Below are 25388 nucleotides of genomic sequence, written 5' to 3' on the forward strand. Positions count from 1 at the left end.
GTAGCGTTGCCCGCGTGACGCATCCGCAGTGGCATCCCTCCGAAGACGGCATCAACTTCCACACGCGCAAGTGGGTCAAACCCGAGGACCTCAATGCCAACGGCACCCTTTTCGGTGGCAGTCTGCTGCGCTGGATCGACGAGGAAGCGGCGATCTACGCGATCATTCAGCTCGGCAACTACCGCGTGGTCACGAAACTCATCTCGGAGATCAACTTCGAGGCATCCGCTCTGCAGGGCGACCTGATCGAGATGGGCCTGACCGCGACGCATTTCGGGCGTACGTCGCTCACGATGCGCGCCGTTGTGCGCAACATGATCACGCGCAAGCGGATCCTCACCATCGAGCGGATCGTGTTCGTCAGCGTCGACGAAGACGGCAAGCCGAAGCCGCACGGATACACCGACATCACGTACGACCGCGACCGGATGCCGCGCGAGCACCCGGCGACCGGGAGCATCCGGCTCGATTGAGCACACCGGTCGCTACGCCTCGACTCAGGCGGGGCTTGCGATCTGGATGAGGTTGCCGCAGGTGTCGTCGAGGACGGCCGTGACCACGGGGCCCATCGACGTCGGTTCCTGAGTGAATCGCACACCCTCGGCGATCAGTCGCGCATGGGTCGCCCTCACATCGTCGACGCCGAAAGACGCAGCCGGGATGCCATCGGCGGCGAGCGCCGCGGCATAGGTCTTGGCCGCGGGGTGCTCGTCGGGTTCGAGGAGCAGCTCGACGCCGTCGAGATCTTCGGGCCCCACGACCGTCAGCCATCGGTGCTCACCGATCGGCACGTCGTTCTTCACGACGAAGCCGAGTGTGTCCGTATAGAACGTCAGCGCCTTGGCCTGGTCGTCGACGAAGACACTGGTCGTGGTGATGCGGATGCTCATGATGTCTCCTCTGGTCTCACCCATCGCGCGACGATGTCGCCGAGAGGCTCTGTGTGCAGGTGGTGAATCTTCGTTCGTCCCGAGCGGTGTGATCTGACGAGTCCGGCATCCTCGAGGACGGCGATGTGCTGGGAGATCGCCTGCCGCGACGATGCGACGCCGTGCCGCATCGCCAGACGGCTGCACAGCTCGAACAGGCTCTGTCCGTCGCGCTCGGACAGCTCATCGAGGATGAGCCGCCGCGTCGCGTCGGCGAGGGCCTGGTAGACGTCTCCCACAGGGCGAGCATAGGCAAGTATCTGCTTGCATATCAATACCCCGCGCGGACCGACTGCGTTCGCGTGCCGCGATATCGCGCTCGCGCATTTGCTCTCCCCCCGGCCCCTGCCTCTACCGTGGACGAACCGAACCCGGAAGGACACGCGTGACCGAAGAGATCGAGCAGAACTGGCAGAGCTGGACCGGATTCGCCATCGTCGCCGGCGTCGCGGTGGGTGTGGTGATCGCGATCATGATCGTCGTGAGCGTCTCGCTCGCCCTCATCGGCCGCAGGAAGAGGTGGGCGGCGCGGCTCAGCGACCGGGTGCGCTGGCCGTTCCGCATTGCGCTGCTAATTCTCGCCGTCACGGTGTCGATGTCCGCTCTTCCGATCAGCGATGACCTCCGCGGCGGGCTGCAGCACCTCTTCGGCATCCTGGTCATCATCGCGGGGGCGTGGTTGCTCGCCCAGCTCTTCCTGTTCTTCGTCGACAGCGGGAGTCAGCGCTACAAGCTCGCCGAGAGCGACACGTTCTCGGCGCGCAAGATCCGCACCCAGCTGGAGATCGTGCGACGCCTGGTGATCGTGGTCATCGTCGTCGTCGCGGCAGGCGGAATCCTCATGACGTTCGATGCCGTGCGGGCCGTCGGCGCGAGCGTGCTGGCCTCGGCGGGTATCGCTTCGATCGTCGCGGGTCTGGCCGCGCAGTCGGTGCTGAGCAACCTGTTCGCGGGCGTGCAACTCGCCTTCAGCGAGGCGATTCGCGTGGGCGACGTCGTCGTGGTGGAGGGCGAGTACGGCCGCATCCAGGAGATCACGCTCAGCTACGTCGTGCTCGAGCTATGGGATCAGCGGACCCTCGTCCTGCCGTGCACGTACTTCACGACGAACCCGTTCGAGAACTGGACCAAGCTCGGGCGCGCGCTCCTCGGCACCGTCTTCTTCGACCTGGACTGGCGCATTCCCGTCGATTCGATGCGGAGCGAGCTCGAGAGGATCCTCGGCGAGACCGAACTGTGGGACCGCGCCGCGCACGGGGTCCAGGTGACCGACGCCGTCGGTGGCCTGCTCCAGGTGCGCGTTCTCGTGAGCGCCGACGACTCCGGCCGCCTGTGGGACCTGCGGTGCCTGGTGCGCGAGAAGCTCGCCGAGTGGGTGCGCACCGCGCATCCCGAAGCCCTCCCCCTGCAGCGGGTGCAGATCGACGAGCGGCCGATCGAGGCGGCCGTCGTCCGGTGACCCCGTCTACCCCGGCGTGATCCGGTGATCACGTCTCTCGGCAACCCTCTCGCGCACACGCACCCGAGGCGTAGCATGCGCGTACACCGGAGCCCTGCGCGGCATCCGGCCCCTCTGTCAGAACGAGAACACGGGAGACCCCGATGGACACGACCATGATGATGAAGTCCATGCCGATGGGCGAGATGAGCATGGACATGGATGCCATGCAGGAGTGCCTGCAGTCGATGAACGCGTGCGCGATGGCGGCGGCGATGTGCGCCGGCAGCGACATGATGCACGGCGCGGAGATGGCGAAGTGCTGCGCCCTGTGCTCGAACATGGTCGAGATGGCTCAGGCGACCATGCACATGATGATGCGCCCCGCCGGCATGGACATGGACGTGATGAAGGCCATGATGACGGCCTGCATGACCATGGGCAAGGCGTGCGCCGCCGAGTGTCGCATGCACGCCGACATGGACGAGATGTGCCGCTACTGCGCGATGGCCTGCGACGACATGGTCATGAAGTGCGAGGCCCTGATGGCCTCGATGACCGTCTGAGGTTCAGACGGCGCGCGCGGTCGTGAGCACGGCCGACGCGCTGAGGAGCTCCGCGACCGGGTGGTAGCCGACCGGCTCCCCCGCCGCGATGTCGGCCGCGGGTCCGACGATGTGCACGCGGACGACCGTGCCGTCCAGCAGCGCAATGGTCGCTTCGGCGCCGTCCACGTGCGTCACCAGGCCGTCCCACCACGCGGACGGATGGGCTGCGGCCATGCAGCGCTGGATCGGGTGGACTGTCGACGAGATCGTGCGGGACATGGCTTCACCTGCCTTCGTGGAGTGGGATGACACGAAGGTACGGGATGCCATCACACGGGGTGCCGGGCGGCGTAGCGGGGCGTAACACCACGGCATCCCACGACACACTCGGGTGCGTCGCGCGGGAGCGGCCGCGGGCGCCCCGGCGTCACGGAGCCGGGGTCGACCCCCACGTGAGTGCGAGGACCGTGACGTCATCCTCTTGTTCCGTCTCGGCCGCGCGGACGATGACGTCGTCGACGATGGCTTCGATGTCGGCCCGTTCCACGATGAACTGCCGGTAGCGCTCGATCGAATCCAACGATCCGCCGAACAGATCCAGCACCCCATCACTGACGGCGATGACACTGTCGCCGGGCGCGAGACGGACCGCGTCGCTCGACCACGAGACTCCCAAGCCGATGGGCAGATGCGTCGAACGCAGGAAGGTCGTCTCTCCGTCGGCGCGTCGGAGGAGAGTGAGGCCGTGGCCCGCATCCGCCCAGCGGAGAAATCCGTCCGCGTCGATCCGGGCGTGGAAGCACGTCGTGAACTGGTCGGTGCCCTCTCCGGGCGAACCCGTGCTCAGCCCCTGAGCCGCTCGTTGGAAGGCTGCCGCCGGGTCGTCGGCGTCGATGCTGCTGCGGATGACGGTGCGCACCGCGGCGGCGATCATCCCGGCTCCCACGCCTTTGCCCATCACGTCGCCGAGAGTGACAGCGGCACCGCCGCTCGGGGTGGCATACCAGTCGAAGAAGTCGCCTCCCACCGTGCGCGCGGGAACGCACGCCCCCGTGACGGCGAACTGCGGTGGCAGCGCCGACGCGTCGAGGGGCTGAAGGGAGCGTTGCACCGCGGCTGCCTGAGACACCTCGCGTTCGGCGATCCTGCGGCGCAACTGTGCCGCCGTCAGCCTGTTGAGCGACCTCCGCGACAGCTCGTTGACGACCGCGCCGACCGTCGCATACACCAACACGGCGATCACGAGGCGTACCAATTCGCTGGGCGTCAGCCCCCTCCCCGGAGCGAGCGCGAGAGGCAGCAGGAGCGTGAGACAGACCCCGAGCAGAGGAACGACGATCCGCCACCGTTCCCGGCCCGCCGCGATCCAGATCACGGGAAGCACCACGATGGCGAGGAAGACGGATTGGCTTTCGCCGGTACCGAAGCGCAGCATCCCGATCGCGACGAAGTCGGCGATGGGAACCGCGATCTCGAGACGGCGCAACGCCGGCCAGCGCACCATGAGCCCCGACACCAGGAGGAGGAAGACCACGAGAGCGGAGCCGCCCCACAGGGCCGTCTCGTTCGTGACGAGCAGGAACGGCACGAGCGCACTCGCGACAGACGCCCCGACGACCAGGGCCGCGACGACGGTCTGCTTGACGAGCGGTTCCCAGACCGCGGGCGCCGCGGAGGGCCGAAGCGGCGCGACCCTGACAGTCCGGGAGGGATTCCGTGTCGCCGACTGCGTCATGCCCTCAGTCAACACGACCGCACGCGGTCACGGCGTTTCCGCCGTGTGCGGGGAACGGGCGAAGGTTTCGCGTGTCGTCCGGAGGCGGATGAGGGGACGGCCGGAGTGGCTCGGCGCAGGTGAATGAGGGTGGCGCCTGAGCAGGAGGAGGAAACGACAAGAGGCCCGGACCCCGCGGTTCTGCGGAAGTCCGGGCCTCGTCTGTCGGGATGACAGGATTTGAACCTGCGACCCCTTGACCCCCAGTCAAGTGCGCTACCAAGCTGCGCCACATCCCGTCGCCCGCGAGCGGGCAACTCGATTATCTTACCCGCTCCGCGCACGTCCCGCGAACCGGTGCCGTCCCGGGCGTGTGCCGGGCGCAGGGCATCCTTCCATCGCGCCGAAGTGCTGGGTCGGCGCGTCGGTCGTCCACCATGGCGCGATCGAGCGCCGCAAGCCGCACGGCATCCTTTGCCGGTGTCCGACCCCCTCGCTACCGTCGCGGCATGAGCATCGAGATCCTCCCCGCCACCCACGAACGCTTCGACGACGCCGAGCGCGCGCTCGACAGCGGAGACGGTCCCGAATGCCAGTGCCAGTGGTGGCTGCTGCCGAACGGCCCCTGGGAGGAGACCTCGGTCGCCGAGCGCACCGAGATGTTCCGCGCCGAGGTCGACGGCGGCCGCCCACCCGGGCTCATCGCGTACGTCGACGGCGAGCCCGCCGGCTGGGTGCGTGTCGGGCCCCGCACGGCGCAGCCCCGACTCGCCCGCACCCGCAACGTCACCGGCTCGACCACCGAACCGCTCGACGACGACACGGTGTGGGCGGTCACGTGTTTCGTCATCCGCAAAGCGCACCGGGGCAGCGGCCTCATGCGGGGCCTGCTGGATGCCGCCGTCGAAGCGGCGCGCGACGGCGGCGCCCGCGTCCTCGAGGGGTATCCGCGCGATACCTCGGCCGCGAAGATCCCCGTGAACGACCTGTACCTCGGCACGGTAGCCGTCTTCGAGGACGCCGGATTCGCCGTCGTCGACCGCCCGAAGCCCGATCGCGCCCTCGTGTCCCTCACACTCCGGAACTGATCCCCCGACCTACGATGGAGGTTCCCCGAAGGAGCCTCGATGACGGATGCCACGACCACCGCGCGCGTGGACGCGTGGCTGTGGGCCGTGCGTGTCTACAAGACCCGGTCGGCCGCGACCACGGCCTGCCGCGCAGGACACGTGCGCGTCAACGGCGACCGCGCCAAGGCCGCCCAGCCCGTGCGGCCCGGCGACGAGTTGCGCGTGAGGATCCAGGGCTTCGATCGCATCCTCGTCGTGAAGAAGACGATCGCGAAGCGAGTCGGCGCGGCCCTCGTGGCCGAGGCGGTCGACGACCGCACTCCCCCACCCCCGCCGCGCGAGAGCATGCCGTTCGTGCCGGTCCGCGACCGCGGCGCGGGCCGCCCCACCAAGCGCGACCGCCGCGAGATCGAGAAGCTCCGCGGTCGCGACCTCGACTGACCGCGTTCCCCGAACGGCCGGTGTGCCGAACAGACTCACGTCCCCACCGCCATCACAACGGAGGTACTGGGCACCACGAAGCTAAGGCCCGGCGCCGCACCGCAGAATTCGCCCCGAACGCCTCAGGCGAGCTGATCCCGCAACCACCGCGCCCCGTGCACCGACGCACCGAGGTCCTCGACCCGCGCCGCGAGCCCCCGATCGCTGGTCACGACGATCACCGGGCTCCGCAGACCTAAAAATCCCCGCGCCACGGCGACGATCTCGTCATCGCCCGACCCGGACGCACGGAACACCTCCACGTGTTCGGAGCCCACGTCCGCCCCGCGGGCTTCCCCCTCAAGCACCGCCGCTACCGACGGGAACCAGCGCGTCGCCGGGAGGCCGAGGTGCTCGGCATCCATCCCCTCCACGGCGAGCTGAGAAAGCCGCGCGAGCAGGCGCTGTGCCGCGCCGGCGCGGTCGTTCCACCACCCGTCGGGCACCGACCCCATGACGTTCGCGACGTCGACGACCACGGCGGGCCGCACCGGCAGCGCGTCGCGCAGCATCGGCCACGCCGCAGCGAACCCCGGATGCAGCGGACGGGATGCCACCTCGTCGATCGGCACCCACTCCAGCGCGACGCTCTCCGGGTCGCTGATGACCGGCTCGAACGGCACGGTCACGTCGGCGACGAGCGTCGAGTACGTCCAGATGCCGAGGTCGAGGACGCTCTCGAAGCGGGGGTGCACGGCATCCACCGGGACTCCGGCTTCTTCCGCGGACTCACGCAGGGCGCCGTCACGAGCGGATTCGCCCTCGTGCCGTGCACCTCCGGGCAGCGCCCAGGTGTCGCCGAAGTGGCTCCACGACACGCGGTGCTGCAGCAGCACACCGCGGTCCGCGTCGACGGCGAGCAGCCCCGCAGCGCCGAAACGGCCCCAGTACTTCTCGCCGGTGGGCGCGACCACCCACGCGTCACCGGGGTCGCGGGGCCCGTGGGGACGCCGCGGTTCACCGGGGGCGGGAGGCTGAATCGTCATCCTCCCCAGCCTGGCACAGCCGCGCGCGGCTGGACGCGCCGCGCGTCACCTCCCGCCATCTCGCGAGACGTCATCGCGCTGACGAACGGGGCGCAGGATGCCGGCGAGTCGTCGGCGCGATGAAGTCTCGGCGCTACCCGGGCGGGCAGGAACGCGGACGCGCCCCGACCCGGGCAGGATCGGGGCGCGTCGGCAGCGCGTCAGTCGAAGCGCGCGCCCTCCGGGTTGGAGGGCAGCAGCATGAAGATGAACAGGACGAGACCGCCGACGAACGGAACGAAGGCGATGAAGATCCAGAACCCACTGCGGTTGGTGTCGTGCAGACGACGCACGGTCAGCGCGAGGTGCGGCACGATCGTGGCCAGCGCCCACAGCAGGTAGATCACGAAGAACACCAGGCCGAGGCCGCTCGGGGCGGTCGGGTTGCCGAGCTCGTCGACGGTCGGTCCGCCCGTGGCCAGAGCGAGCAACGTCAACGCGAACGAGACGACGGCCTGCACCAGGGCCCACCACCAGTACTCGCTGCGGCTGGCACGGCCGGTGAAGGTGGCGTACTTCTTGAAGAAGCGCTGCACCGCGGCACCGATCGGTGCCCCATAGTACGGCTGACTCAGCGCCGGAGCGGTCTGCGAATTGGTCACGATGATCCCCCATCACGGCATCGAAAGGGATGCCACTCCGGCGAACCGGATTGGTCCGCCGGTGTGGACTCTATCGACACTCAGGTGTCTTTCAGGAAACATGACACGCCGAGCCGCCCGAGGATCGACGAACGCCCCGGCCGGGGCCGGGGCGTTCAGGGGGCAGCTCAGCGCTGGCGCTTCTCGCGGATGCGCATGTTCAGCACGATCGGGGTGCCCTCGAAACCGTAGATCTCGCGCAGGCGGCGCTGGATGAACCGGCGGTAGCCCGGGTCGAGGAACCCGGTCGTGAACAGCACGAACGTCGGCGGCCGCGTCGACGCCTGCGTGCCGAACAGGATGCGCGGCTGCTTCCCGCCACGCAGCGGGTGCGGGTGCTCGGCGACGAGCTCGGCGAGAAAGGCGTTGAACTTGCCCGTGGGGATGCGCTGGTCCCACGACTCTAGCGCCGTCTCGAGCGCGGGCACGAGCTTGTCGAGGTGGCGGCCGGTGCGCGCCGAGATGTTCACGCGCGGCGCCCACGTCACGTGCGCGAGGTCCTGCTCGATCTCACGCTCGAGGTAGCGACGGCGGTCGGCGTTCTCCATGTCGTCGTCGTTCAGACGGTCCCACTTGTTGAAGGCGAGCACGAGCGCACGACCCGACTCCAGGACCAGGTCGATGATGTTGAGGTCCTGCACGCTGATCGGCTGCGACACGTCGAGCACGACGACGGCGACCTCAGACTTCTCCAGGGCCGTCGAGGTGCGCAGCGACGCGTAGAAGTCGGCGCCCTGCTGCAGGTGCACGCGACGTCGGATGCCGGCGGTGTCGACGAGCGTCCAGAGCTTGCCGCCGAGTTCGACGACCTCGTCCACGGGGTCACGAGTGGTGCCGGCGAGCTCGTTGACCACCACTCGCTCCTCGCCGGCGGCCTTGTTCAGCAGCGACGATTTCCCGACGTTCGGGCGGCCGAGGATCGCGACGCGGCGCGGGCCGCCGATCTCGTACTTCGCGACCGCCGAGACCTGCGGCAGCACCTTCATCAGCTCGTCGAGGAGATCGGCCACCCCGCGGCCGTGGATGGCCGAGACGGGGTGCGGCTCACCGAGACCGAGGTTCCACAGGGCCGCGGCCTCCGGTTCCTGGCGGGCGTCGTCGACCTTGTTGGCCACGAGGAACACGGGCTTCTTGGTCTTGCGCAGCAGCCGCACGACGTGCTCGTCGGTCGCGGTCGCGCCGACCGTGGCATCCACCACGAACAGCACGACATCGGCGAGATCGATCGCGACCTCGGCCTGCGCCGCCACCGAGCGGTCGATGCCGCGGGCGTCGGGCTCCCAGCCGCCGGTGTCGACCAGCGAGAACCGGCGATCGAGCCACTCGGCCTTGTAGGTCACGCGGTCGCGAGTGACGCCCGGGGTGTCCTCGACGACCGCTTCACGCCGCCCGAGGATGCGGTTCACCAGCGCCGACTTGCCGACGTTCGGGCGACCGACGATCGCCACGACCGGCAACGCCGGCAGGAACTCGATGCCGTCCTCCCCCGAGGCGAGGCCCGCCAGGAGCTGGGCGTCCTCCTCATCGAGGTCGAAATCCTCGAGGCCCGCGCGCAGCGCCTCCGCACGCTGCTCGGCCAAGACCTCATCGAGGTCGGCCATCTTCTCGGCGAGCTGGTCGGGCCCGCCTTCGTACTCGTCGTCAACGCCCATCGCGGGCTCCCATCGTGGAGTCGACGACGTGAAGCACGGCGTCGACGGTCTGTTCGAAATCGAGGTGCGTCGAGTCGACGACCTCGACGCCGGGGGCGGCGCTGAGGAAGTCGACGACGGTGGAATCAGCGGCATCCCGCTTGTGCAGGGAAGCCGCGACGGCCGCGGCGTCCTGCGAGGTCAGCTCGGCGCTCCGGCGTGCGGCGCGCACCTCGGGCGCGGCCGTGAGCAGGATCCGCACCGGCGCGTCGGGGTACACGACCGTGGTGATGTCGCGGCCCTCGACCACGACACCGCGCAGACCCGAGGATGCCACGAGCCGGCGGAACAGGTCGTTCACGGCCTGCCGCACGGCGGGCACGCGGGCCACGCCGCTCACGGCATCCGTGACGCGCGGTTCGCGGATCGCGGCGGTGACATCGGTGCCGCCGACGCGGACCCAGCGGTCGGCCGGGTCGAGCGAGATGGCGTAGTCGAAGTCGCCGAAGACCTCGAGCACCGCGGTGGCGTCGGAGGTGTCGCTGCCGTGCTCGAGCGCGTGCCAGGCGAGCGCCCGGTAGGCGGCCCCGGTGTCGAGGAATCCGAACCCGAGGCGCGTCGCCGCGGCCTTCGAGACGCTCGACTTGCCGCTGCCGGCGGGTCCGTCGATCGCGACGACGAGGACGGGAGCGTCGGCGGAGGGCTTGGTGAGGGGCTCAGTCATGGGTGGTGCTCGCAATCCGCCATCCGCGCTGCTGGAGCCCGTCGACGGCTCGGCGGACGGCGTCGGGGACGACGCTGATCTCGGCCAGGCCGAAGGGAGCCCCCGGCGAGTGCTCGAGACGCAGGTCTTCGACGTTGACGTCGAGGTCGCCGAGCTCGCCGAAGAGGCGGCCGAGCTGACCGGCGGTGTCGTCGACCATGACGACGAATGTGTCGAAACGACGGTTCTGTCCGTGCTTGCCGGGGAGGCGCTCCACGCCCTCGTTGCCACGGCGGATCATGTCGGCGACCGCGCGACGCGCGCCCGGGGCATCGGGGTCGCGGAGCGCCGACGCGACGTCGCTGAGGTCGGCGGCGAGTTCGTCGAGCACCTCGACCACGGGCGCCGCGTTGGCGCCGAGGATCTGAACCCACAGTTCAGGAGCGGATGCCGCGATGCGGGTGGTGTCGCGCACGCCCTGACCCGCGAGGCGCAGCGAGCCGTCGCGGGCCGTCACGAACCGCCCCGCCAGGAGGCTCGCGACCAGCTGGGGAACGTGCGACATGAGCGCGACGGACTCGTCGTGCTCCTCGGGGGTCATCTCGATGAGCGTCGCCCCGAGGTCGAGGGCGAGCCCTTCCACCAGGGACAGGTCGTGCGCCGAGGTCTCACCGTCGCGGCAGACCACCCAGGGACGCCCGACGAAGATGTCGGCGCGGGCGGAGATCGCTCCCCCGCGCTCGCGTCCGGCCATCGGGTGCGAGCCGATGTAGTGCGTGAGGTCGACGCCGCGCGAACGCAGCGTCCGCAGCGGCTCGAGCTTGACGCTCGCGACGTCGGTGACCACGGCATCCGGGTAGGTCTGCAGCTCCCGCTGCACGACGTCGGCGACGACGTCGGGCGGCACGGCCACCACGATGAGCGACGGGGAGTCGTCGTCACGGGCCGCACGCCCCGCGCCGTAGTCGATCGCGAGGCGCAGCTGCGACGGTGACGTGTCGGCGAGGACGACGTCGACGCCGAGCGCGGTGAGGGCGTGCCCGACGCTCGCTCCGAGGAGGCCGGAGCCGACGACGCGCACCGTGCCGCTCGTGCGGGTCGCCAACGGCGCCTCCGCGCGCGCGGACGTTCCGTTCGGTTCGATCATCGGGTCTCCTGCTGCCCAGGCGGTGGCACTCGCACCGCGCGGCGCCCGCGCGTCACTCGGCCGGAGCGGCCGGAGTGTCGCCGTCTCGACGAGACAGCGTGAGCAGTGCGCCGCGTTCTACTGTAGTCAACTCGCGCGCCTTCCCCACCGGGAGAGTTCCCAGGTGGAGCGGACCGAACTGCCGCCGCACCAGCTCGACGACCGGGTGACCGACCTCGGCCATCATGCGCCGCACGATCCGGTTGCGCCCGGAGTGCAGCGTGAGCTCCACGAGGCTCTCGCCGCGCGACGAGTCCAGCAGCCGCGCCTTGTCGGCCGCGATCTGCCCGTCCTCGAGCTCGACGCCCTTGAGCAGCCGCTGGATCGTCTGCGGCAGGACCTGCCCGTCGACCTTTGCGATGTAGACCTTCGTCACGCCGAACGAGGGGTGTGCGAGCACGTGCGCCAGGTCGCCGTCGTTGGTGAGGACGAGGAGCCCCGAGGTGTCGGCATCCAGGCGTCCGACGTTGTACAGACGCTCGGGCCAGTTTTTCGTGAAGCGGCGGAGGTCCGGCCGCCCGCGGTCGTCGTTCATCGAGCTCACGACCCCGGTGGGCTTGTTGAGGATGACGTACCGCTTCGAGGCGTCCAGCTGCACCGCCACCCCGTCGACGTCGACGAGGTCGGTCTCGGGGTCGATGCGCGAGCCGAGCTCGGTGACGACCGTGCCGTTCACGCGGACTCGGCCCTCCACGATCATCTGCTCCGACACCCGCCGCGAGGCGACCCCCGCGTTCGCCAGGACTTTCTGCAGGCGTACGCCCTCGTCGCTCATCTGAGCACCTCTCCGTCGAATCCGTCCGCGCCGTCGTCGAGCAACGGCGAGATGTGGGGCAGCTCGTCGAGCGAGTTGATGCCCAGGTTGACCAGCAGCTGATCGGTCGTCCCGTAGTGGATGGCGCCCGTGTCGGGGTCGGTGAACACCTCGGTGATCAGCCCGCGCGCGAGCAGCGTGCGGACCACCGAGTCCACGTTCACGGCGCGGATGGATGCCACCTGCCCCCGCGTCACGGGCTGCTTGTACGCGATGACGGCCAGGGTCTCGAGCGCCGCCTGCGACAGCCGCGAGGGCGCCTGCGTGTTCACGAACTCCCCGACGACGTCGTCGTACTCCTCGCGCACATAGAGGCGCCATCCGCCGCCGACCTCGCGCAGCTCGAACCCGCGCCGCGGCCCACCGGTTTCGCCGTCGTAGTCGGCGACGAGACCCTCGATCGCCTGACGTACCGCCGGAACGGGGGCGGCGACGGCCGCGGCGAGCGCGACGAGGCTCTGCGGCTCGTCGAGGATCAACAGGATCGCTTCGAGTCTGCGGGCGACGGAGGCCGCGTCGTTCGGGCGCGCGGGAGGGGCGGCGGTATCCGTGTCGGCGAGGGTGTCATCGGTCATAGTCGGCTCCCAGGGCGGCGAGGTTCTCTTCCGACCACCTCTCGGCGGTCCAGCGCAGGGTCAGCTCCCCCAGCGGTTCCAGCTGCTCGAAGGACAGCGCCGCGTGGCGGTAGAGCTCGAGGATCGCGAGGAACCGGGCCACGACCACACCGGTCTGCGTGACACCGGCGACCAGGTCACGGAAGTTCGCGGTTCCGGCGCTCCGCAGCAGTGTCACCACGATCGCGGCCTGCTCGCGGATGCTCACCAGCGGCGCGTGCAGGTGATCGAGCCCGACCGTCGGCGGGTGCTTCGGCGCGAGGGCGACCACGGCGAGCGCGGCGAAGTCCTCGGCGGTGAGGGTCCACACGAGTTCGGGAACGGCGCTGCGGTACTTCTCGTCGAGACGCACGTTCCGGGTGTGCCGGCGGTCTTCGCGCTGCAGGCATCGCGCGAACCACGCGGACACCTCCTTGAACGCCCGGTACTGCAGCAGGCGCGCGAAGAGCAGGTCGCGCGCTTCGAGCAACGCCACCGACTCGGCATCCACGAGCTCGCCCTGCGGGAGGAGCCCGGCGATCTTCATGTCCAGCAGCGTCGCGGCCACCACGAGGAACTCGGATGCCTCGTCGAGGTCGCCCTCCGGGCCGAGGGCGCGCAGGTACGCGATGAACTCGTCGGTGACGCGGCTGAGCGCGACCTCGGTGATGTCGAGCTCGTGCGCGGAGATGAGGTTGAGCAGCAGGTCGAAGGGTCCGTCGAAGACGGGCAGCGAGACGCGGAAGCCCGCGGCATCCTCCGTCGCGGCTGCCGCCTCGGCGCCGGCGCCCTCCGGCGCCGTGGGGGAAGCGCTGTCGTCAGGCGACGGCGCCACGGGCGACCAGCTCCCGCGCCAGCCGCATGTAGGCCTGTGCGGCGGCGTGCTCGGGCGCGAACTCCGTGATCGGCATGCCCGAGACCGAGGCATCCGGGAACTTCACCGTGCGTCCGATCACCGTCTCGAGGACGTCGTCTCCGAACGCTTCGACCACGCGCTCGAGCACCTCGCGCGAGTGGAGCGTGCGCGGGTCGTACATCGTGGCGAGCACGCCGTCGAGCTCGATCGCGGGGTTCAGCCGGTCACGCACCTTGTCGATGGTCTCGATGAGCAGGGCGACACCGCGCAAGGCGAAGAACTCGCACTCGAGCGGGATCAGCACGCCGTGCGCGGCGGTGAGCGCGTTGACGGTCAGCAGGCCCAGCGACGGCTGGCAATCCACCAGGACGACGTCGTAGTCGGCTGCGACCTTGCGCAGCACGCGGGCGAGGATCGTCTCGCGTGCGACCTCGTTGACCAGGTGCACCTCGGCGGCGGACAGATCGATGTTCGCCGGGATCAGGTCGAGACCGTCGACGCGCGTGTGAACGATGGCCTCACGCGGATCGCGCTTGGTGTCCAGCAGCAGGTCGTAGATCGTGGGGACGTCGTGCGTCTGGATGCCGAGACCCGCCGACAGCGCGCCCTGCGGGTCGAAGTCGATCGCCAGCACCCGGCGACCGTAGCCCGCGAGCGATGCCGCGAGGTTGATGGTGGTCGTCGTCTTGCCGACGCCGCCCTTCTGATTGCACAGGGCGATGATGCGTGCGGGACCGTGGCTGTCGAGCTTGGGGGGCGTGGGGAAACCGTTGTACGGCCGTCCGGTGGGTCCGAGGATGACCTCGTCCGCGCTCTTCGCCGTCCCCTTCGTGCTCGCCGACACCGAGTCTCCCGCCTTCGTCATAACGCCCCCGAGTCTACTCGCCACCCCGCCGCACGCCGGGAGACCCGCGGTGCACCCGAACAGCGGACGTCGTGCGGACCGGCACCCACCCCGCAACGGGCGCTGCGCCGCGAGCGCCGAACCACCGCACCCCCGGACGCCACCCCCACCGCCGCACTCAAAACAGGCACCGCACCCAAAACAGGCCGAAACCCGCCGCATCCGCCTGTTCCCATGACATCCCCTGTTCTCGCAACCGCGGAACGGGATGCCGTGCCCCGGCGCCGGGGTGGATGCCCAACGCCTCGGCCGTGGTCAGCGGGCCCGCGGGTGGGCGGTGGCGTAGATGTCGCGAAGCGCGTCGACCGAGACGTGCGTGTAGATCTGCGTCGTCGCGACAGAGGCGTGCCCGAGGAGCTCCTGCACCACCCGCACGTCGGCACCCCCCTGCAGCAGATGCGTCGCGAACGAATGACGCAGCGTGTGCGGCGAGACGTGCGCCGTCAGTCCCGCGCGCTCCGCGGCCGCCTGGATGATGAGCCACGCGCTCTGGCGCGACAACGGCGCCCCGCGCACGCCGAGGAAAAGCCGCGGCGTCGCGCGCCCCTTCGCCGCCCAGCCCGGGCGCACCCGGGTGAGGTAGGCCTCGACGGCGTCGCGGGCATACGACCCGACGGGGACGATCCGCTCTTTCGCGCCCTTGCCCCGCACCCGCAGCACGTCGCCGTGCGCGGTGTCGTCCACGTCGAGCTGCACGATCTCGGACACCCGGGCACCGGTGGCGTACAGCAGCTCGAGCAGCGCCCGGTCGCGGACCGCCGACGGGTCTGCCGCGGTCGCCTCCGACGACCCCGGCGCGGGGCCCGATGCCGTCAGAAGCTGCTCGACCTGCGTGATCGACAGGGCCTTGGGGAGCCGGCGGGGAGCCTTGGGGGGACGCAGACGACCGCTCGGGTCGTCGTCGGCGCGCCCTTCGCGGACGAGGAACCGGTGCAGCCCCCGCACCGAGGACTGCAGCCGCGCGAGCGACGAGGCCGCCGGTGGCGGTTCGGCCGCGGCGCGCTCGGCGGCGAACTCGGCGACCATCGTGGGCGTCACGGCATCCGTGTCCACGACTCCACGCTGTCGCAGCCAGTCCACGTAGACCCCGAGGTCGCGGCGATACGCGGCGACCGTGTGGTCGGACAGCCCGCGCTCGAGCGCGACGTGGCGCAGGTACGTCTCGACCGCGCGCCCCAGTTCCACGTCAGGCCGACGCGGCCTCGCGACGCAGCACCTCGGCCGCGGCGAGCACTCCGGTGGCCAGGATGCCGTTGCGCAGGCGCCCCGCGAGCACGCCGTCGATCACGTCGGCCAGCGGCACACGCTCGACCCGCATGTCGGACTCCTCGTGTTCTCGCTCGTAGTCGGTAACGACGTCCGAGAGACCACGGGCCAAGAAGAGGTGCACGATCTCGTCGTTGCCCCCGGGGGTGGTGTGGACCGAAACGAGGTGCTGCCACCGCTCGGCCGCGAGATCGACTTCCTCGGTCAACTCGCGCTTGGCCGTCTCGAGGGGCGGCTCGCCGTCGACATCGAGGAGGCCGGCCGGGATCTCCCAGTCGCGCTCCTTGATCGGCTGTCGATACTGCTGGATGAGCACGACCCGACCCTCATCGTCGAGCGCGACGACCGCGGCGGCGCCGGGATGCTCGACGTACTGACGCGTCATCTCCCCCTCGCCGTACCGCACGGTGTCGGACCGGACGTCCCACACCGCGCCCCGGTACACGAGGTCGCTGGCGACGACCTCCAGGTCGACAGGCTCGTCGCGCAGCGACTCCATGTCAGTCCTCCTCGACGTCGAACAGCTCGCTCGAGCGGTGACGCTCGAGTGCGGCGCCGACGAGACCGCGGAACAGCGGGTGCGGCTCGGTCGGACGCGACCGCAGCTCTGGGTGGGCCTGCGTCGCGATGTAGTACGGGTGGACGTCGCGCGGAAGCTCGACGTACTCGACCAAGTCGAGGTCGGGGTTGAGACCCGAGAACACCAGACCCGCGTCGCTCAGCTGCTGACGGTAGGCGTTGTTGACCTCGTACCGGTGGCGGTGACGCTCGGACACGCGGCCCTCGCCGTACACCTCGGCCGCGAGCGACCCCTCGGCGAGATCCGCGGGGTACAGGCCGAGGCGCATGGTGCCGCCCAGGTCTCCGCTCTGGAGGATGTCGACCTGCTCGGCCATGGTGGCGACGACCGGGTGCACGGTGTCGGGGTCGAACTCACTCGACGATGCCCCCTCGAGCCCCGCGACGGTGCGCGCGTACTCGATGACCATGCACTGCAGGCCCAGGCAGATCCCGAGCGTCGGAATGCCCTGCTCGCGGGCGAAGCGCAGCGCACCGAGCTTGCCTTCGATGCCACGGATGCCGAACCCGCCGGGCACGATGATGCCGTCGACCGCGGAGAGGGCTTTCGCCGCGCCCTCGGGCGTCTCGCACAGGTCGGACGGGATCCACGTGATCTTCACGTGCGTCTCTTGCGCGAACCCGCCGGCCTTGATGGCCTCGGTCACGGAGAGATAGGCGTCGGGCAGATCGATGTACTTGCCGACGAGGCCGATCGTGACCTCGTGCTTGGGGTTGTGCACCGCCTGCAGCACGCGCTGCCAGCGCGACCAGTCGACGTCGGCGGCCTTGTCGATGTCGAGCGCGTCGACGATGTAGGCGTCGAGCCCCTGGTCGTGCAGCATCGTCGGGATGTCGTAGATGCTCGGCACGTCGACGGCGTTGACGACGGCATCCTCATCGACGTCGCACATCAGGGCGATCTTGCGCTTGTTCGACTCGGTCACAGGCCGGTCGCTGCGCAGCACGAGCGCGTCGGGCTGGATGCCGATCGAGCGGAGGGCGGCGACGGAGTGCTGCGTGGGCTTGGTCTTCTGCTCGCCGGACGCGCCCATGAAGGGGACGAGGGAGACGTGCACGAAGAAGACGTTCTTGCGGCCGAGCTCGTGGCGGATCTGACGCGCGGACTCGATGAACGGCTGCGACTCGATGTCGCCGACCGTCCCGCCGATCTCGGTGATGATCACGTCGGGCTGCGGCGTCTCGGTCGCCTGCAGCCGCATGCGGCGCTTGATCTCGTCGGTGATGTGCGGGATGACCTGCACGGTGTCGCCGAGGTACTCACCGCGGCGCTCGCGCGCGATGACCTGCGAGTAGATCTGACCGGTGGTGACGTTGGCCGCCTGGCTCAGCTCGATGTCGAGGAAGCGCTCGTAGTGTCCGATGTCGAGGTCGGTCTCGGCCCCATCGTCGGTGACGAACACTTCGCCGTGCTGGAACGGGTTCATCGTGCCCGGATCCACGTTGAGGTAGGGGTCGAGCTTCTGCATGACGACGTGGAGACCCCGCGCCGTGAGAAGGTTGCCGAGGCTTGCCGCCGTCAGGCCCTTACCGAGAGACGAGACCACTCCTCCGGTCACGAAGATGTGCTTCGTGGTGAAGGTCGATGCCGTGGTGTTGTCGTCTGAATGTCCCGCGTCCGAAGTCTGCATCACGGGCTTCGATCCTATCAGTCGTCTCGGTCAGTGGCGGCGCGAGGCGCGTCACGCGATGAGGGAAGTCTCGCATCGACCACCGACACGCGGGTCACCCCGGTGTGACGATCCCGTGTCGCGCTAACCGGCTTCGGACACGGCGCGTCCGGTCTCCAGGAGTTCTCGCGCGTGCGTCAGCGCGGCATCCGAGTCGCTGAGACCCGACAGCAGGCGCGCCATCTCGGCCTCGCGCTCCGCTCCCTCCAACCGGCGGACACTGGATGCCGTCACGGCGCCGTCGTTGCCCTTGACCACGGTCAGATGGTTGCCGGCGAAAGCGGCGACCTGAGCGAGGTGCGTGACCGCGATGACCTGGGACGACTCGGCCAGACGCGCCAGACGGCGTCCGACCTCGATCGCCGCCGCGCCGCCGATCCCGGCATCCACCTCGTCGAAGACGAACGTCGGCACCGGGTCGACACCGGCGATGACGACCTCGATGGCCAGCATGACCCGGCTCAGCTCGCCGCCGGAGGCTCCGCGCGAGACCGGGCGCGGGTCGGCGCCCGGGTGCGGGGCGAGGAGGATCGCGACATCGTCGCGGCCGTGCGCACCGGGGGTGCCGGACGGTGTCACCTCCACGGTGAGCGTGGCGTCCGGAAGAGCAAGGGCATGAAGCTCTTCCGTGACGGCTGCGGCGAGCCGTTCGGCGGCCTCTCGCCGCGCCGCCGTGAGCGTTTCGGCTGCGGCGTCGAGTTCGGCCGCTGCGGCGTCGCGCTCGGCGCCGAGACGCTCGATGCGGTCGCTGTCGTCGTCGAGCTCGAGCAGTCGCGCCGACCCGGTCTCGAGCAGCGCGATCGCGGCATCCACCGAGCCGTGGGTGCGGGCCAGCGCGGCGAGGACGCCCCGGCGCTCGTCGACGGCGGCGAGCTCGTGCGGTCCGGACTCGTCGAGGTCCGCGAGGTAGCCCGAGAGCGCGACCGCCGCGTCGGTGGCGCGGTAGCCGAGGTCGGCGACCTGCTCCCCGATCGCGGCGAGCGCCGCATCACTGCCCGACACGCGCTCGAGGGCGCGGCGCGCCTCGGCGAGCAGCGTGACCACGTCGGGCGTGTCGTCGTCGCTCGAGAGAACGGCGTGTGCGCCGGCGGCGGCGATGCGCAGCTCTTCGGCGTTGGCGAGACGCTCCGCTCGACGGGCGAGCTCCTCCTCTTCGCCGGGGAGCGGCGCCGCCGCTTCGATCTCGGCGATCGCCGCGCGCAGCTCCTCCGCCTCGCGGGCGCGGGCGTCGCGGTCGGTGGTCAGCGTCGACAGTTCGGCATCCAGGGCTCGCCAGGAGTCCCACGCCGCACGGTAGGCAGCACGCGCGGCGGCGACGGGTTCTCCGCCGAAGCGATCGAGTGCTTCGCGTTGAGCGGATGCCGAGCGCAGCCGCAGTTGATCGGACTGACCGTGCACCACGACGAGGTCGTCGGCGAGGTCGGCGAGCACTCCCGCAGGCGCGGTCCGGCCGCCCACGGTCGCGCGTCCTCGCCCCTCGCTCGACACGGTGCGCCCGAGGTACAGCTCGGCGGCGCCGTCGCCGAGCGGTTCGACGTCTCCCCCGGCTTCGCGCACGCGCGCGGCGACGGGTCCGTGTTCGGGGATGAGCCAGACGCCCTCGACCGCCGCCTGCGCCGCCCCCGAACGCACGGCGCCGGAGTCGGCGCGCTGACCGAGCAGCAGGCCGAGGCCGGTGACGACCATGGTCTTTCCGGCACCCGTCTCGCCCGTGATGGCGGTGAAGCCCCGCCCGATGGGCAGGGTGGCATCGGCGATCACACCGAGGTCACGCAACCGCATCTCTTCGATCACGGCTGACCTCCCAGCCCGCCACGCCACCCGGTGACGGGCAGGCGGAACTTGCGCACGAGGCGATCGGTGAACGCCGCCGGATGCAGCCGGGCGAGCCGAACCGGGCGCGACGACCGCCGCACGGCGACGCGCGCGCCGGGCGGGAGCTCGTGCGAGCGTCGACCGTCGCACCACAGGATGCCGCTCCCGCTCGTGCGCTCGAGCACCTCGACCGCTACGGTGGCGTCGGGGCTGACGACGAGCGGCCGCGCGAAGAGGGCGTGGGCCGAGAGCGGCACCACCGCGATCGCCTCGACCGTCGGCCAGATCACGGGGCCGCCGGCCGAGAAGTTGTAGGCGGTGGAACCGGTGGGGGTGGCCACGACGATGCCGTCGCACCCGAACGACGACAGGGGCTTCCCGTCGACCTCCATGACGACTTCGAGCATGCGTTCGCGGCTGGCCTTCTCGACGGTGGCCTCGTTCAGCGCCCACGTCTCGAAGATCACCCGGTCGTCGGCATCGAGCACCTTCACCGCGAGGGCGAGGCGCTCCTCGACGCGGTAGTCGCGCGCGATCACGCGCCGCACGGCGTCGTCCATGTCGTCGCGTTCGATCTCGGCGAGGAATCCGACGTGTCCCATGTTGATTCCGAGGATCGGTGCCGTCCCGCCGCGCACCGTCTCGGCGGCGCGCAGGATCGTGCCGTCGCCGCCGAGCACGATGGCCAGCTCGAGGTCGTCGACCGTGACATCGACGCCGAGCGTCTCGACCCCCTCGAGCGACAACCGTTCGGCGAGTTCCGGGCGGTCCTCGGCCGAGACCACCGGCACCGCACCGGCCGCGCGCACCGCGGACAGGACGCGCTGCGCCGCCTCGACGGTGTCATCACGTCGGGCGTGGACGACGAGCAGGATTCGGCGTTCGCTGGGGGTCATCGGCTTCCGGTCAGTCGGGTCACGGTGCTCTCCCATTCTGAGGGGTCCGTGCCGTGAGCGTCCGAGAACCACGCCACATACTCCTGGTTGCCGTGTGTTCCCACGATGGGCGAGGCGATGATTCCGTTCGTGCGAAGGCCCACGTCCCATGCCGCCCAGAGCACCCCGTGCACGGCGTCTGCGCGCAGGGCGGGGTCGGTCACGAGGCCGCCTTTGACCGCCGTCCGCCCGACCTCGAACTGCGGCTTGATGAGCAGCAGGATCTCGGCCGCGGGCGCGGCGGTGGCGGCGATCGCCGGAAGCACGTGAGGGAGGGAGATGAACGAAAGGTCGCCGGTGACGATGCTCGGCCGCTGTGTCACGCCGGTCGCGGCGGACAGGGTGGCGGCGGTCATGAACCGAACGTTATACCCCTCGACGGACACGACTCCGGTGTCGGCCGCAAGGGCCGGGGATAACTGCCCGCGGCCCACGTCGACCGCCATCACGGGGCTCGCGCCGCGTTCTCGCAGCACTTGGGTGAAGCCCCCCGTGGACGCGCCCAGGTCGAGAGCGACCCGGCCTGCGGGGTCGACGCCGAAGGCTTCGAGCGCGGCGAGCAGCTTGTGGGCGCCGCGGCTGACGTAGTGATCGGCCCCCGCGACCTCGATCCGCGCGTCGTCGTCGACGCGCATCGACGGCTTGACCACGCCGCGTCCGTCGACGCTCACGAGGCCATCGGTGATCAACTGCGCGGCATGCGTGCGGGATCGCGCCAGTCCCCGTCCGGCGAGCTCGGCGTCGAGACGCCCGCTCATTCGTCGGTCGGCGTCGCCGCGCCCGATTCCAGGCGACGCGCGAGCTCGTCGTGCACCGCCGCATACGCCTCCGCACGCGTCTCGAGGGGTTGCTCCTCGATGATGCGCAGGCGGCCGATCAGCTCGGCGTCGGCAGCGGTCTCGCGGTCGTCCGACATGGATGCCATGCTATCGACGTCAGCGCGCTCGGAAGGGGTCCGCGTACAGCTGCTCGGGAACGCGGAACCCGAAGATGGCTCGACCCGAGTTCCAGATGGCGGCGGCTCCCGCACGCAGCAGGTCGATCTGCCGGTCGCCCGCCGACACGATGCGCAGATCGACACCGTCGATCTCGACGATCGCGTCGCCGACGCGCGTTCGTTCCCCCTTGACGACCGTGGCCGGGTAGGGCTCGAACAGTTCGCGCAGATCGGCGACGATGAAATCCGGACGCTGGTTCGGCGGCGCCGCGAGCACTTGCTTCGGCCTGTCGATACCGGTGAGCACGAGGACCGAGGGCATACCCGCGGTCCGCGCCCCCTGGATGTCGGTGTCGAGGCGATCCCCGATGAACAAGGGCGCCTTCGCGCCCGTGCGGGCCACGGCCACGTCGAAGATCGGTCGCTCGGGCTTACCCGCGACCGTCGCCAAGCGACCGACGGCGGTGTGAACCGCAGAGACGAGGGTGCCGTTTCCCGGGGCGATGCCACGCGCCTGAGGAATGGTCCAGTCGGTGTTCGTCGCCACCCACGGGATCCCACCGTCCTCGGGGGGAGTCGCCAGAGCGTACGCGGCTTCCGCGAGCTGTTTCCAGCCGACCTCCGGGGCGAAGCCTTGAACGACGGCGGCGGGAGAGTCCTCCGCACTGCGGGTGACGACGAAACCGGCCTTCTCCACCTCGACAACCAGTCCTTCTCCCCCGACGACCAGCAGGGTCGAGCCGGCCGGCACGAGATCGCGGAGCAGACGCATCGCGGCCTGCGGGCTCGTGACCACATCGTCGGGCGCGACGCGCAACCCCAGGGAGGTCAGGTGCTCGGCGACGGAGGCATCTGTTCGCGAAGCGTTGTTCGTTATGTACCCGAGACGTCGGCCTTCGTCTGCGGCCCGGTTGAGGCTGTCGACAGCGTGGGGCAGGGCTCCCGGGCCGGCGTAGACGACGCCGTCAAGATCTGTGAGGACGACGTCGATGCCCTCCAACGGCGTGGATGCCGGTTTGCTCCGCCCGAAGATCATGACTGGTCTTCCTCTGCTTCTTCCGCGTCCTCCGAGGTTTCCACAGGGATGACCCCGGATGCCACATCCACAGCGCCGTCGTCGTCGATCACGTCGATCTCCTCGACGACGATGACCTCGCGGTCGGCGACCCCGGCGGCCGCGTCGAGGGCATCGGCCGCGATCTCCGCGCGGCGGAACCATTCCGCCGCCTCGTCCTCGCGTTCGAGCTCTTCGAGCACGGCGGCGCGGGCCGAGAACAGCGCAGGGCTCCACTCGAAGGCGCGGTTCGGATCCGCTTCCGGGATCTCGAGTTCCTGCAGGGCACGCTCGGGCTGCCCCAGGTCGAGGCGCGCGCCCGACATCGCAATGGCCAGCTGGGCGCGCACGGCAGCGGGGAGAGTCGCCCGGTCCACGGAGCGCCCCTCCTCGAGCGCGCGATCGGGCCGGCCGACGCCGCGTTCGCTATCGACGATCAGGGGAAGCTGCTCATCGGAACCCGAGATACGTCGGTGCGTCCGCAGCTCGCGGAGAGCGAGGGCGAAATCGCCGATCGCGTAGGCGGTGATCGCGACCGTCTCACGGACGATCGCGACACGGCCGGCGCTCCGGGATGCCGCCAGGGCGTGCTCGTGTGCGAGAGCGGGGTCTTCGTCGATCAAACGCGAGGCCATCACCAGATGACGCGCGACGTTCTCGGCGTTGTCCTTGCTGAGCGTCTTGAGTTCGTTTCGCGCCGCGCCGGGCAGGTCGCGAGCCGTGACCTCGTCGGGGATCTGCGGTCCGCGCTCGCGCTGATCCTGCGGCGGTCGTGTCGCGCGGCTGTCTTCACGGTCAAATCGCCGTGGAGCGCCGGCACCCGGTCGGCGGTCGCCGGAAGGCCGGCGGTCGCCGGAAGGCCGGCGGTCGCCGGTCCCACGACGCTCGCCACCAGCCGAACGATCACCCGAAGAACGGCGGTCACCGAATGCGGGCCGGTCACCGGAGGAACGACGATCCCCCGAGGATCCGCGATTGCCGAAGGCGGGACGATCGCCGGAGGAACGACGGTCTCCTGAAGGACGACGGTCACCGAACGCGGGACGATCCCCCGACGGACGACGATCTCCTGAAGGACGACGGTCACCGAACGCGGGACGATCCCCCGAGGGACGACGGCCACCGGTGCGCCCCCGGTCAGACCCATCGGCCCCGCGCGGGCGGAAGGGGCGGGTGTCGTCGCGACGGGGGCGTGCAGGCGTGTCGCCGTCGCGACGCGCGGGACGCGACTCGGTATCGCGTCGGGGCCGCGCGTCGGCACCCCGATCCGAGCGGTACGGTCGCGGCTCGCGCTGCCCTCGCGCGGCGTCATCGGCGCCGCGAGAGCGATCGCCGTCGCGCCGCGGACGCTCGTCGCCGTCCCGGCGCGGCCGAGCAGCCGCATCATCTCTGCGGCGGAAGGGGCGCGAAGAGGCGTCACGGACGGGTCGGTCGCGACCCCCGGCGGCACCGCCGCCTGCTGAGGAACGACCGCGGGGACGATCGTCGGAACGACCTCCGTTGCCGTTTCGTTCGTTCGCGTCGTCGTTCGACATGGCGATCCTTCTCCCGGAAATGTGTCCGTATATGCGAAATGGCCACCCAGCGTTGGGTGGCCATTTCGTGTGAAGAAGTCCGGCGGTGTCCTACTCTCCCACAGGGTCCCCCCTGCAGTACCATCGGCGCTGAGAGGCTTAGCTTCCGGGTTCGGAATGTAACCGGGCGTTTCCCTCTCGCTATGGCCGCCGAAACACTATTGATGTTTCAAAAACCAACAACGATTATGTCATTGTTGTGTTCCCGACCGTACATCGAGAACCACTCAGTGGACGCAAGCACCAAAAACGGTGTGTTATCAAGTCATCGGCTTATTAGTACCGGTCAGCTTCACGTATTACTACGCTTCCACATCCGGCCTATCAACCCAGTAGTCTGGCTGGGAGCCTCTCACCCACAAGGGGTATGGAAGTCTCATCTTGAGGCCGGCTTCCCGCTTAGATGCTTTCAGCGGTTATCCATCCCGAACGTAGCTAATCAGCGGTGCTCCTGGCGGAACAACTGACACACCAGAGGTTCGTCCAACCCGGTCCTCTCGTACTAGGGTCAGATCCTCTCAAACTTCCTACGCGCGCAGCGGATAGGGACCGAACTGTCTCACGACGTTCTAAACCCAGCTCGCGTACCGCTTTAATGGGCGAACAGCCCAACCCTTGGGACCTACTCCAGCCCCAGGATGCGACGAGCCGACATCGAGGTGCCAAACCATGCCGTCGATATGGACTCTTGGGCAAGATCAGCCTGTTATCCCCGAGGTACCTTTTATCCGTTGAGCGACAGCGCTTCCACAAGCCACTGCCGGATCACTAGTCCCGACTTTCGTCCCTGCTCGACCTGTCAGTCTCACAGTCAAGCTCCCTTGTGCACTTACACTCGCCACCTGATTGCCAACCAGGTTGAGGGAACCTTTGGGCGCCTCCGTTACATTTTGGGAGGCAACCGCCCCAGTTAAACTACCCACCAGGCACTGTCCCTGAACCGGATCACGGTCCTAAGTTAGATATCCAGAGTGACCAGAGTGGTATTTCAACAATGACTCCACGAACACTGGCGTGTCCGCTTCA

27 protein-coding genes, 1 tRNA gene and 2 rRNA genes are annotated in these 25388 nt (G+C 69.7%); 5 read left to right on the forward strand and 25 right to left on the reverse strand.

Annotated features, from left to right (window positions below; translation table 11 throughout):
* The first annotated feature begins 14 nt into the window (after positions 1 to 14).
* Positions 15 to 473 carry a hotdog domain-containing protein gene (locus tag MHY30_RS06020; RefSeq protein WP_239275971.1) on the forward strand — a complete coding sequence of 153 codons (459 nt, stop codon included), beginning with the start codon at positions 15 to 17 and terminating at the stop codon, positions 471 to 473.
* A gap of 24 nt (positions 474 to 497) precedes the next feature.
* On the opposite strand, the gene MHY30_RS06025 is transcribed toward MHY30_RS06020, so the two are convergent.
* Positions 498 to 890, reverse strand: coding sequence for a VOC family protein (locus tag MHY30_RS06025; RefSeq protein ID WP_275438117.1), 393 nt, complete (start codon positions 888 to 890; stop codon positions 498 to 500).
* Positions 887 to 1168 carry a helix-turn-helix transcriptional regulator gene (locus tag MHY30_RS06030; protein WP_239275972.1) on the reverse strand — a complete coding sequence of 94 codons (282 nt, stop codon included), beginning with the start codon at positions 1166 to 1168 and terminating at the stop codon, positions 887 to 889. Before MHY30_RS06030 ends, MHY30_RS06025 begins: the two co-directional genes overlap by 4 nt.
* 146 nt (positions 1169 to 1314) lie before the next feature.
* On the opposite strand from MHY30_RS06030, the gene MHY30_RS06035 reads away from it, so the two are divergent.
* Together MHY30_RS06035 and MHY30_RS06040 are read left to right on the forward strand one after the other, a co-directional pair.
* Positions 1315 to 2388 (forward strand): mechanosensitive ion channel family protein, encoded by a 1074-nt coding sequence (locus tag MHY30_RS06035; RefSeq protein ID WP_239275973.1) that lies wholly within the window; start codon positions 1315 to 1317, stop codon positions 2386 to 2388.
* A gap of 143 nt (positions 2389 to 2531) precedes the next feature.
* Positions 2532 to 2933: an aldehyde dehydrogenase gene (locus MHY30_RS06040; RefSeq protein WP_239275974.1), complete on the forward strand. Its 402-nt coding sequence runs from the start codon at positions 2532 to 2534 to the stop codon at positions 2931 to 2933.
* A gap of 3 nt (positions 2934 to 2936) precedes the next feature.
* Here MHY30_RS06040 and MHY30_RS06045 read toward each other — a convergent pair whose 3' ends face one another.
* The 3 genes from MHY30_RS06045 to MHY30_RS06055 all read right to left on the reverse strand — a co-directional run bounded on the left by MHY30_RS06045 (position 2937) and on the right by MHY30_RS06055 (position 4928).
* Complete coding sequence (locus MHY30_RS06045) at positions 2937 to 3194, reverse strand: nuclease (protein ID WP_239275975.1); 258 nt, start codon at positions 3192 to 3194, stop codon at positions 2937 to 2939.
* Positions 3195 to 3342: 148 nt separating this feature from the next.
* Complete coding sequence (locus MHY30_RS06050; protein ID WP_239275976.1) at positions 3343 to 4650, reverse strand: PP2C family protein-serine/threonine phosphatase; 1308 nt, start codon at positions 4648 to 4650, stop codon at positions 3343 to 3345.
* A 204-nt stretch (positions 4651 to 4854) separates the two neighbouring features.
* Positions 4855 to 4928 (reverse strand) — tRNA-Pro (locus MHY30_RS06055).
* Positions 4929 to 5138: 210 nt separating this feature from the next.
* Here MHY30_RS06055 and MHY30_RS06060 point away from each other — a divergent pair.
* Both MHY30_RS06060 and MHY30_RS06065 read left to right on the forward strand, forming a co-directional pair.
* On the forward strand, positions 5139 to 5717 hold the full coding sequence (locus MHY30_RS06060) for a GNAT family N-acetyltransferase (RefSeq protein WP_239275977.1): 579 nt from the start codon (positions 5139 to 5141) through the stop codon (positions 5715 to 5717).
* Positions 5718 to 5756: 39 nt separating this feature from the next.
* Positions 5757 to 6140, forward strand: coding sequence for an RNA-binding S4 domain-containing protein (locus MHY30_RS06065; protein WP_239275978.1), 384 nt, complete (start codon positions 5757 to 5759; stop codon positions 6138 to 6140).
* A 122-nt stretch (positions 6141 to 6262) separates the two neighbouring features.
* On the opposite strand, the gene MHY30_RS06070 is transcribed toward MHY30_RS06065, so the two are convergent.
* From MHY30_RS06070 to MHY30_RS06165, 20 genes are all read right to left on the reverse strand, one after another.
* Positions 6263 to 7165, reverse strand: coding sequence for an NUDIX hydrolase (locus MHY30_RS06070; RefSeq protein ID WP_239275979.1), 903 nt, complete (start codon positions 7163 to 7165; stop codon positions 6263 to 6265).
* 200 nt (positions 7166 to 7365) lie between these two features.
* Positions 7366 to 7806, reverse strand: coding sequence for a DUF805 domain-containing protein (locus tag MHY30_RS06075; protein WP_239275980.1), 441 nt, complete (start codon positions 7804 to 7806; stop codon positions 7366 to 7368).
* Between the two features lie 167 nt (positions 7807 to 7973).
* Positions 7974 to 9497: a ribosome biogenesis GTPase Der gene (gene der / locus MHY30_RS06080; protein ID WP_239275981.1), complete on the reverse strand. Its 1524-nt coding sequence runs from the start codon at positions 9495 to 9497 to the stop codon at positions 7974 to 7976.
* Complete coding sequence (gene cmk, locus MHY30_RS06085) at positions 9487 to 10200, reverse strand: (d)CMP kinase (protein ID WP_239275982.1); 714 nt, start codon at positions 10198 to 10200, stop codon at positions 9487 to 9489. The genes der and cmk overlap by 11 nt, the downstream gene beginning before the upstream one ends.
* Positions 10193 to 11326, reverse strand: a complete 1134-nt coding sequence (locus MHY30_RS06090; protein ID WP_239275983.1) for a prephenate dehydrogenase — start codon at positions 11324 to 11326, stop codon at positions 10193 to 10195. Before MHY30_RS06090 ends, cmk begins: the two co-directional genes overlap by 8 nt.
* A gap of 52 nt (positions 11327 to 11378) precedes the next feature.
* A complete protein-coding gene (locus tag MHY30_RS06095; protein WP_239275984.1) occupies positions 11379 to 12140 on the reverse strand; it encodes a pseudouridine synthase in 762 nt (253 codons plus the stop codon).
* The gene (gene scpB / locus MHY30_RS06100; RefSeq protein ID WP_239275985.1) at positions 12137 to 12754 is read right to left on the reverse strand and encodes an SMC-Scp complex subunit ScpB; all 618 of its coding nucleotides are present in this window, start codon (positions 12752 to 12754) and stop codon (positions 12137 to 12139) included. Before scpB ends, MHY30_RS06095 begins: the two co-directional genes overlap by 4 nt.
* Positions 12744 to 13607, reverse strand: coding sequence for a ScpA family protein (locus MHY30_RS06105; protein WP_239275986.1), 864 nt, complete (start codon positions 13605 to 13607; stop codon positions 12744 to 12746). The genes scpB and MHY30_RS06105 overlap by 11 nt, the downstream gene beginning before the upstream one ends.
* A complete protein-coding gene (locus MHY30_RS06110; protein ID WP_239275987.1) occupies positions 13591 to 14493 on the reverse strand; it encodes a ParA family protein in 903 nt (300 codons plus the stop codon). The genes MHY30_RS06105 and MHY30_RS06110 overlap by 17 nt, the downstream gene beginning before the upstream one ends.
* Positions 14494 to 14787: 294 nt before the next feature.
* On the reverse strand, positions 14788 to 15717 hold the full coding sequence (gene xerD / locus MHY30_RS06115) for a site-specific tyrosine recombinase XerD (RefSeq protein ID WP_239275988.1): 930 nt from the start codon (positions 15715 to 15717) through the stop codon (positions 14788 to 14790).
* 1 nt (position 15718) lies between these two features.
* Positions 15719 to 16297: an NUDIX hydrolase gene (locus MHY30_RS06120; protein ID WP_239275989.1), complete on the reverse strand. Its 579-nt coding sequence runs from the start codon at positions 16295 to 16297 to the stop codon at positions 15719 to 15721.
* 1 nt (position 16298) lies between these two features.
* Positions 16299 to 18008, reverse strand: a complete 1710-nt coding sequence (locus tag MHY30_RS06125; protein ID WP_239275999.1) for a CTP synthase — start codon at positions 18006 to 18008, stop codon at positions 16299 to 16301.
* Positions 18009 to 18131: 123 nt separating this feature from the next.
* Positions 18132 to 19841: a DNA repair protein RecN gene (gene recN / locus MHY30_RS06130; protein WP_239275990.1), complete on the reverse strand. Its 1710-nt coding sequence runs from the start codon at positions 19839 to 19841 to the stop codon at positions 18132 to 18134.
* On the reverse strand, positions 19838 to 20758 hold the full coding sequence (locus tag MHY30_RS06135; RefSeq protein WP_239275991.1) for an NAD kinase: 921 nt from the start codon (positions 20756 to 20758) through the stop codon (positions 19838 to 19840). The genes recN and MHY30_RS06135 overlap by 4 nt, the downstream gene beginning before the upstream one ends.
* On the reverse strand, positions 20755 to 21555 hold the full coding sequence (locus tag MHY30_RS06140; RefSeq protein ID WP_239275992.1) for a TlyA family RNA methyltransferase: 801 nt from the start codon (positions 21553 to 21555) through the stop codon (positions 20755 to 20757). Before MHY30_RS06140 ends, MHY30_RS06135 begins: the two co-directional genes overlap by 4 nt.
* On the reverse strand, positions 21552 to 21713 hold the full coding sequence (locus tag MHY30_RS06145; protein WP_239275993.1) for a hypothetical protein: 162 nt from the start codon (positions 21711 to 21713) through the stop codon (positions 21552 to 21554). The genes MHY30_RS06140 and MHY30_RS06145 overlap by 4 nt, the downstream gene beginning before the upstream one ends.
* 19 nt (positions 21714 to 21732) lie before the next feature.
* A complete protein-coding gene (locus MHY30_RS06150; protein WP_239275994.1) occupies positions 21733 to 22770 on the reverse strand; it encodes an HAD-IIA family hydrolase in 1038 nt (345 codons plus the stop codon).
* On the reverse strand, positions 22767 to 23423 hold the full coding sequence (locus tag MHY30_RS06155) for a hypothetical protein (protein ID WP_239275995.1): 657 nt from the start codon (positions 23421 to 23423) through the stop codon (positions 22767 to 22769). Before MHY30_RS06155 ends, MHY30_RS06150 begins: the two co-directional genes overlap by 4 nt.
* 977 nt (positions 23424 to 24400) lie before the next feature.
* A 5S ribosomal RNA gene (gene rrf, locus MHY30_RS06160) occupies positions 24401 to 24517 on the reverse strand.
* Positions 24518 to 24618: 101 nt separating this feature from the next.
* Positions 24619 to 25388, reverse strand: a 23S ribosomal RNA gene (locus tag MHY30_RS06165); the annotation flags it as partial.

The organism is Microbacterium sp. ACRRU, from assembly GCF_022346945.1.
Lineage (GTDB): Bacteria > Actinomycetota > Actinomycetes > Actinomycetales > Microbacteriaceae > Microbacterium > Microbacterium mcarthurae.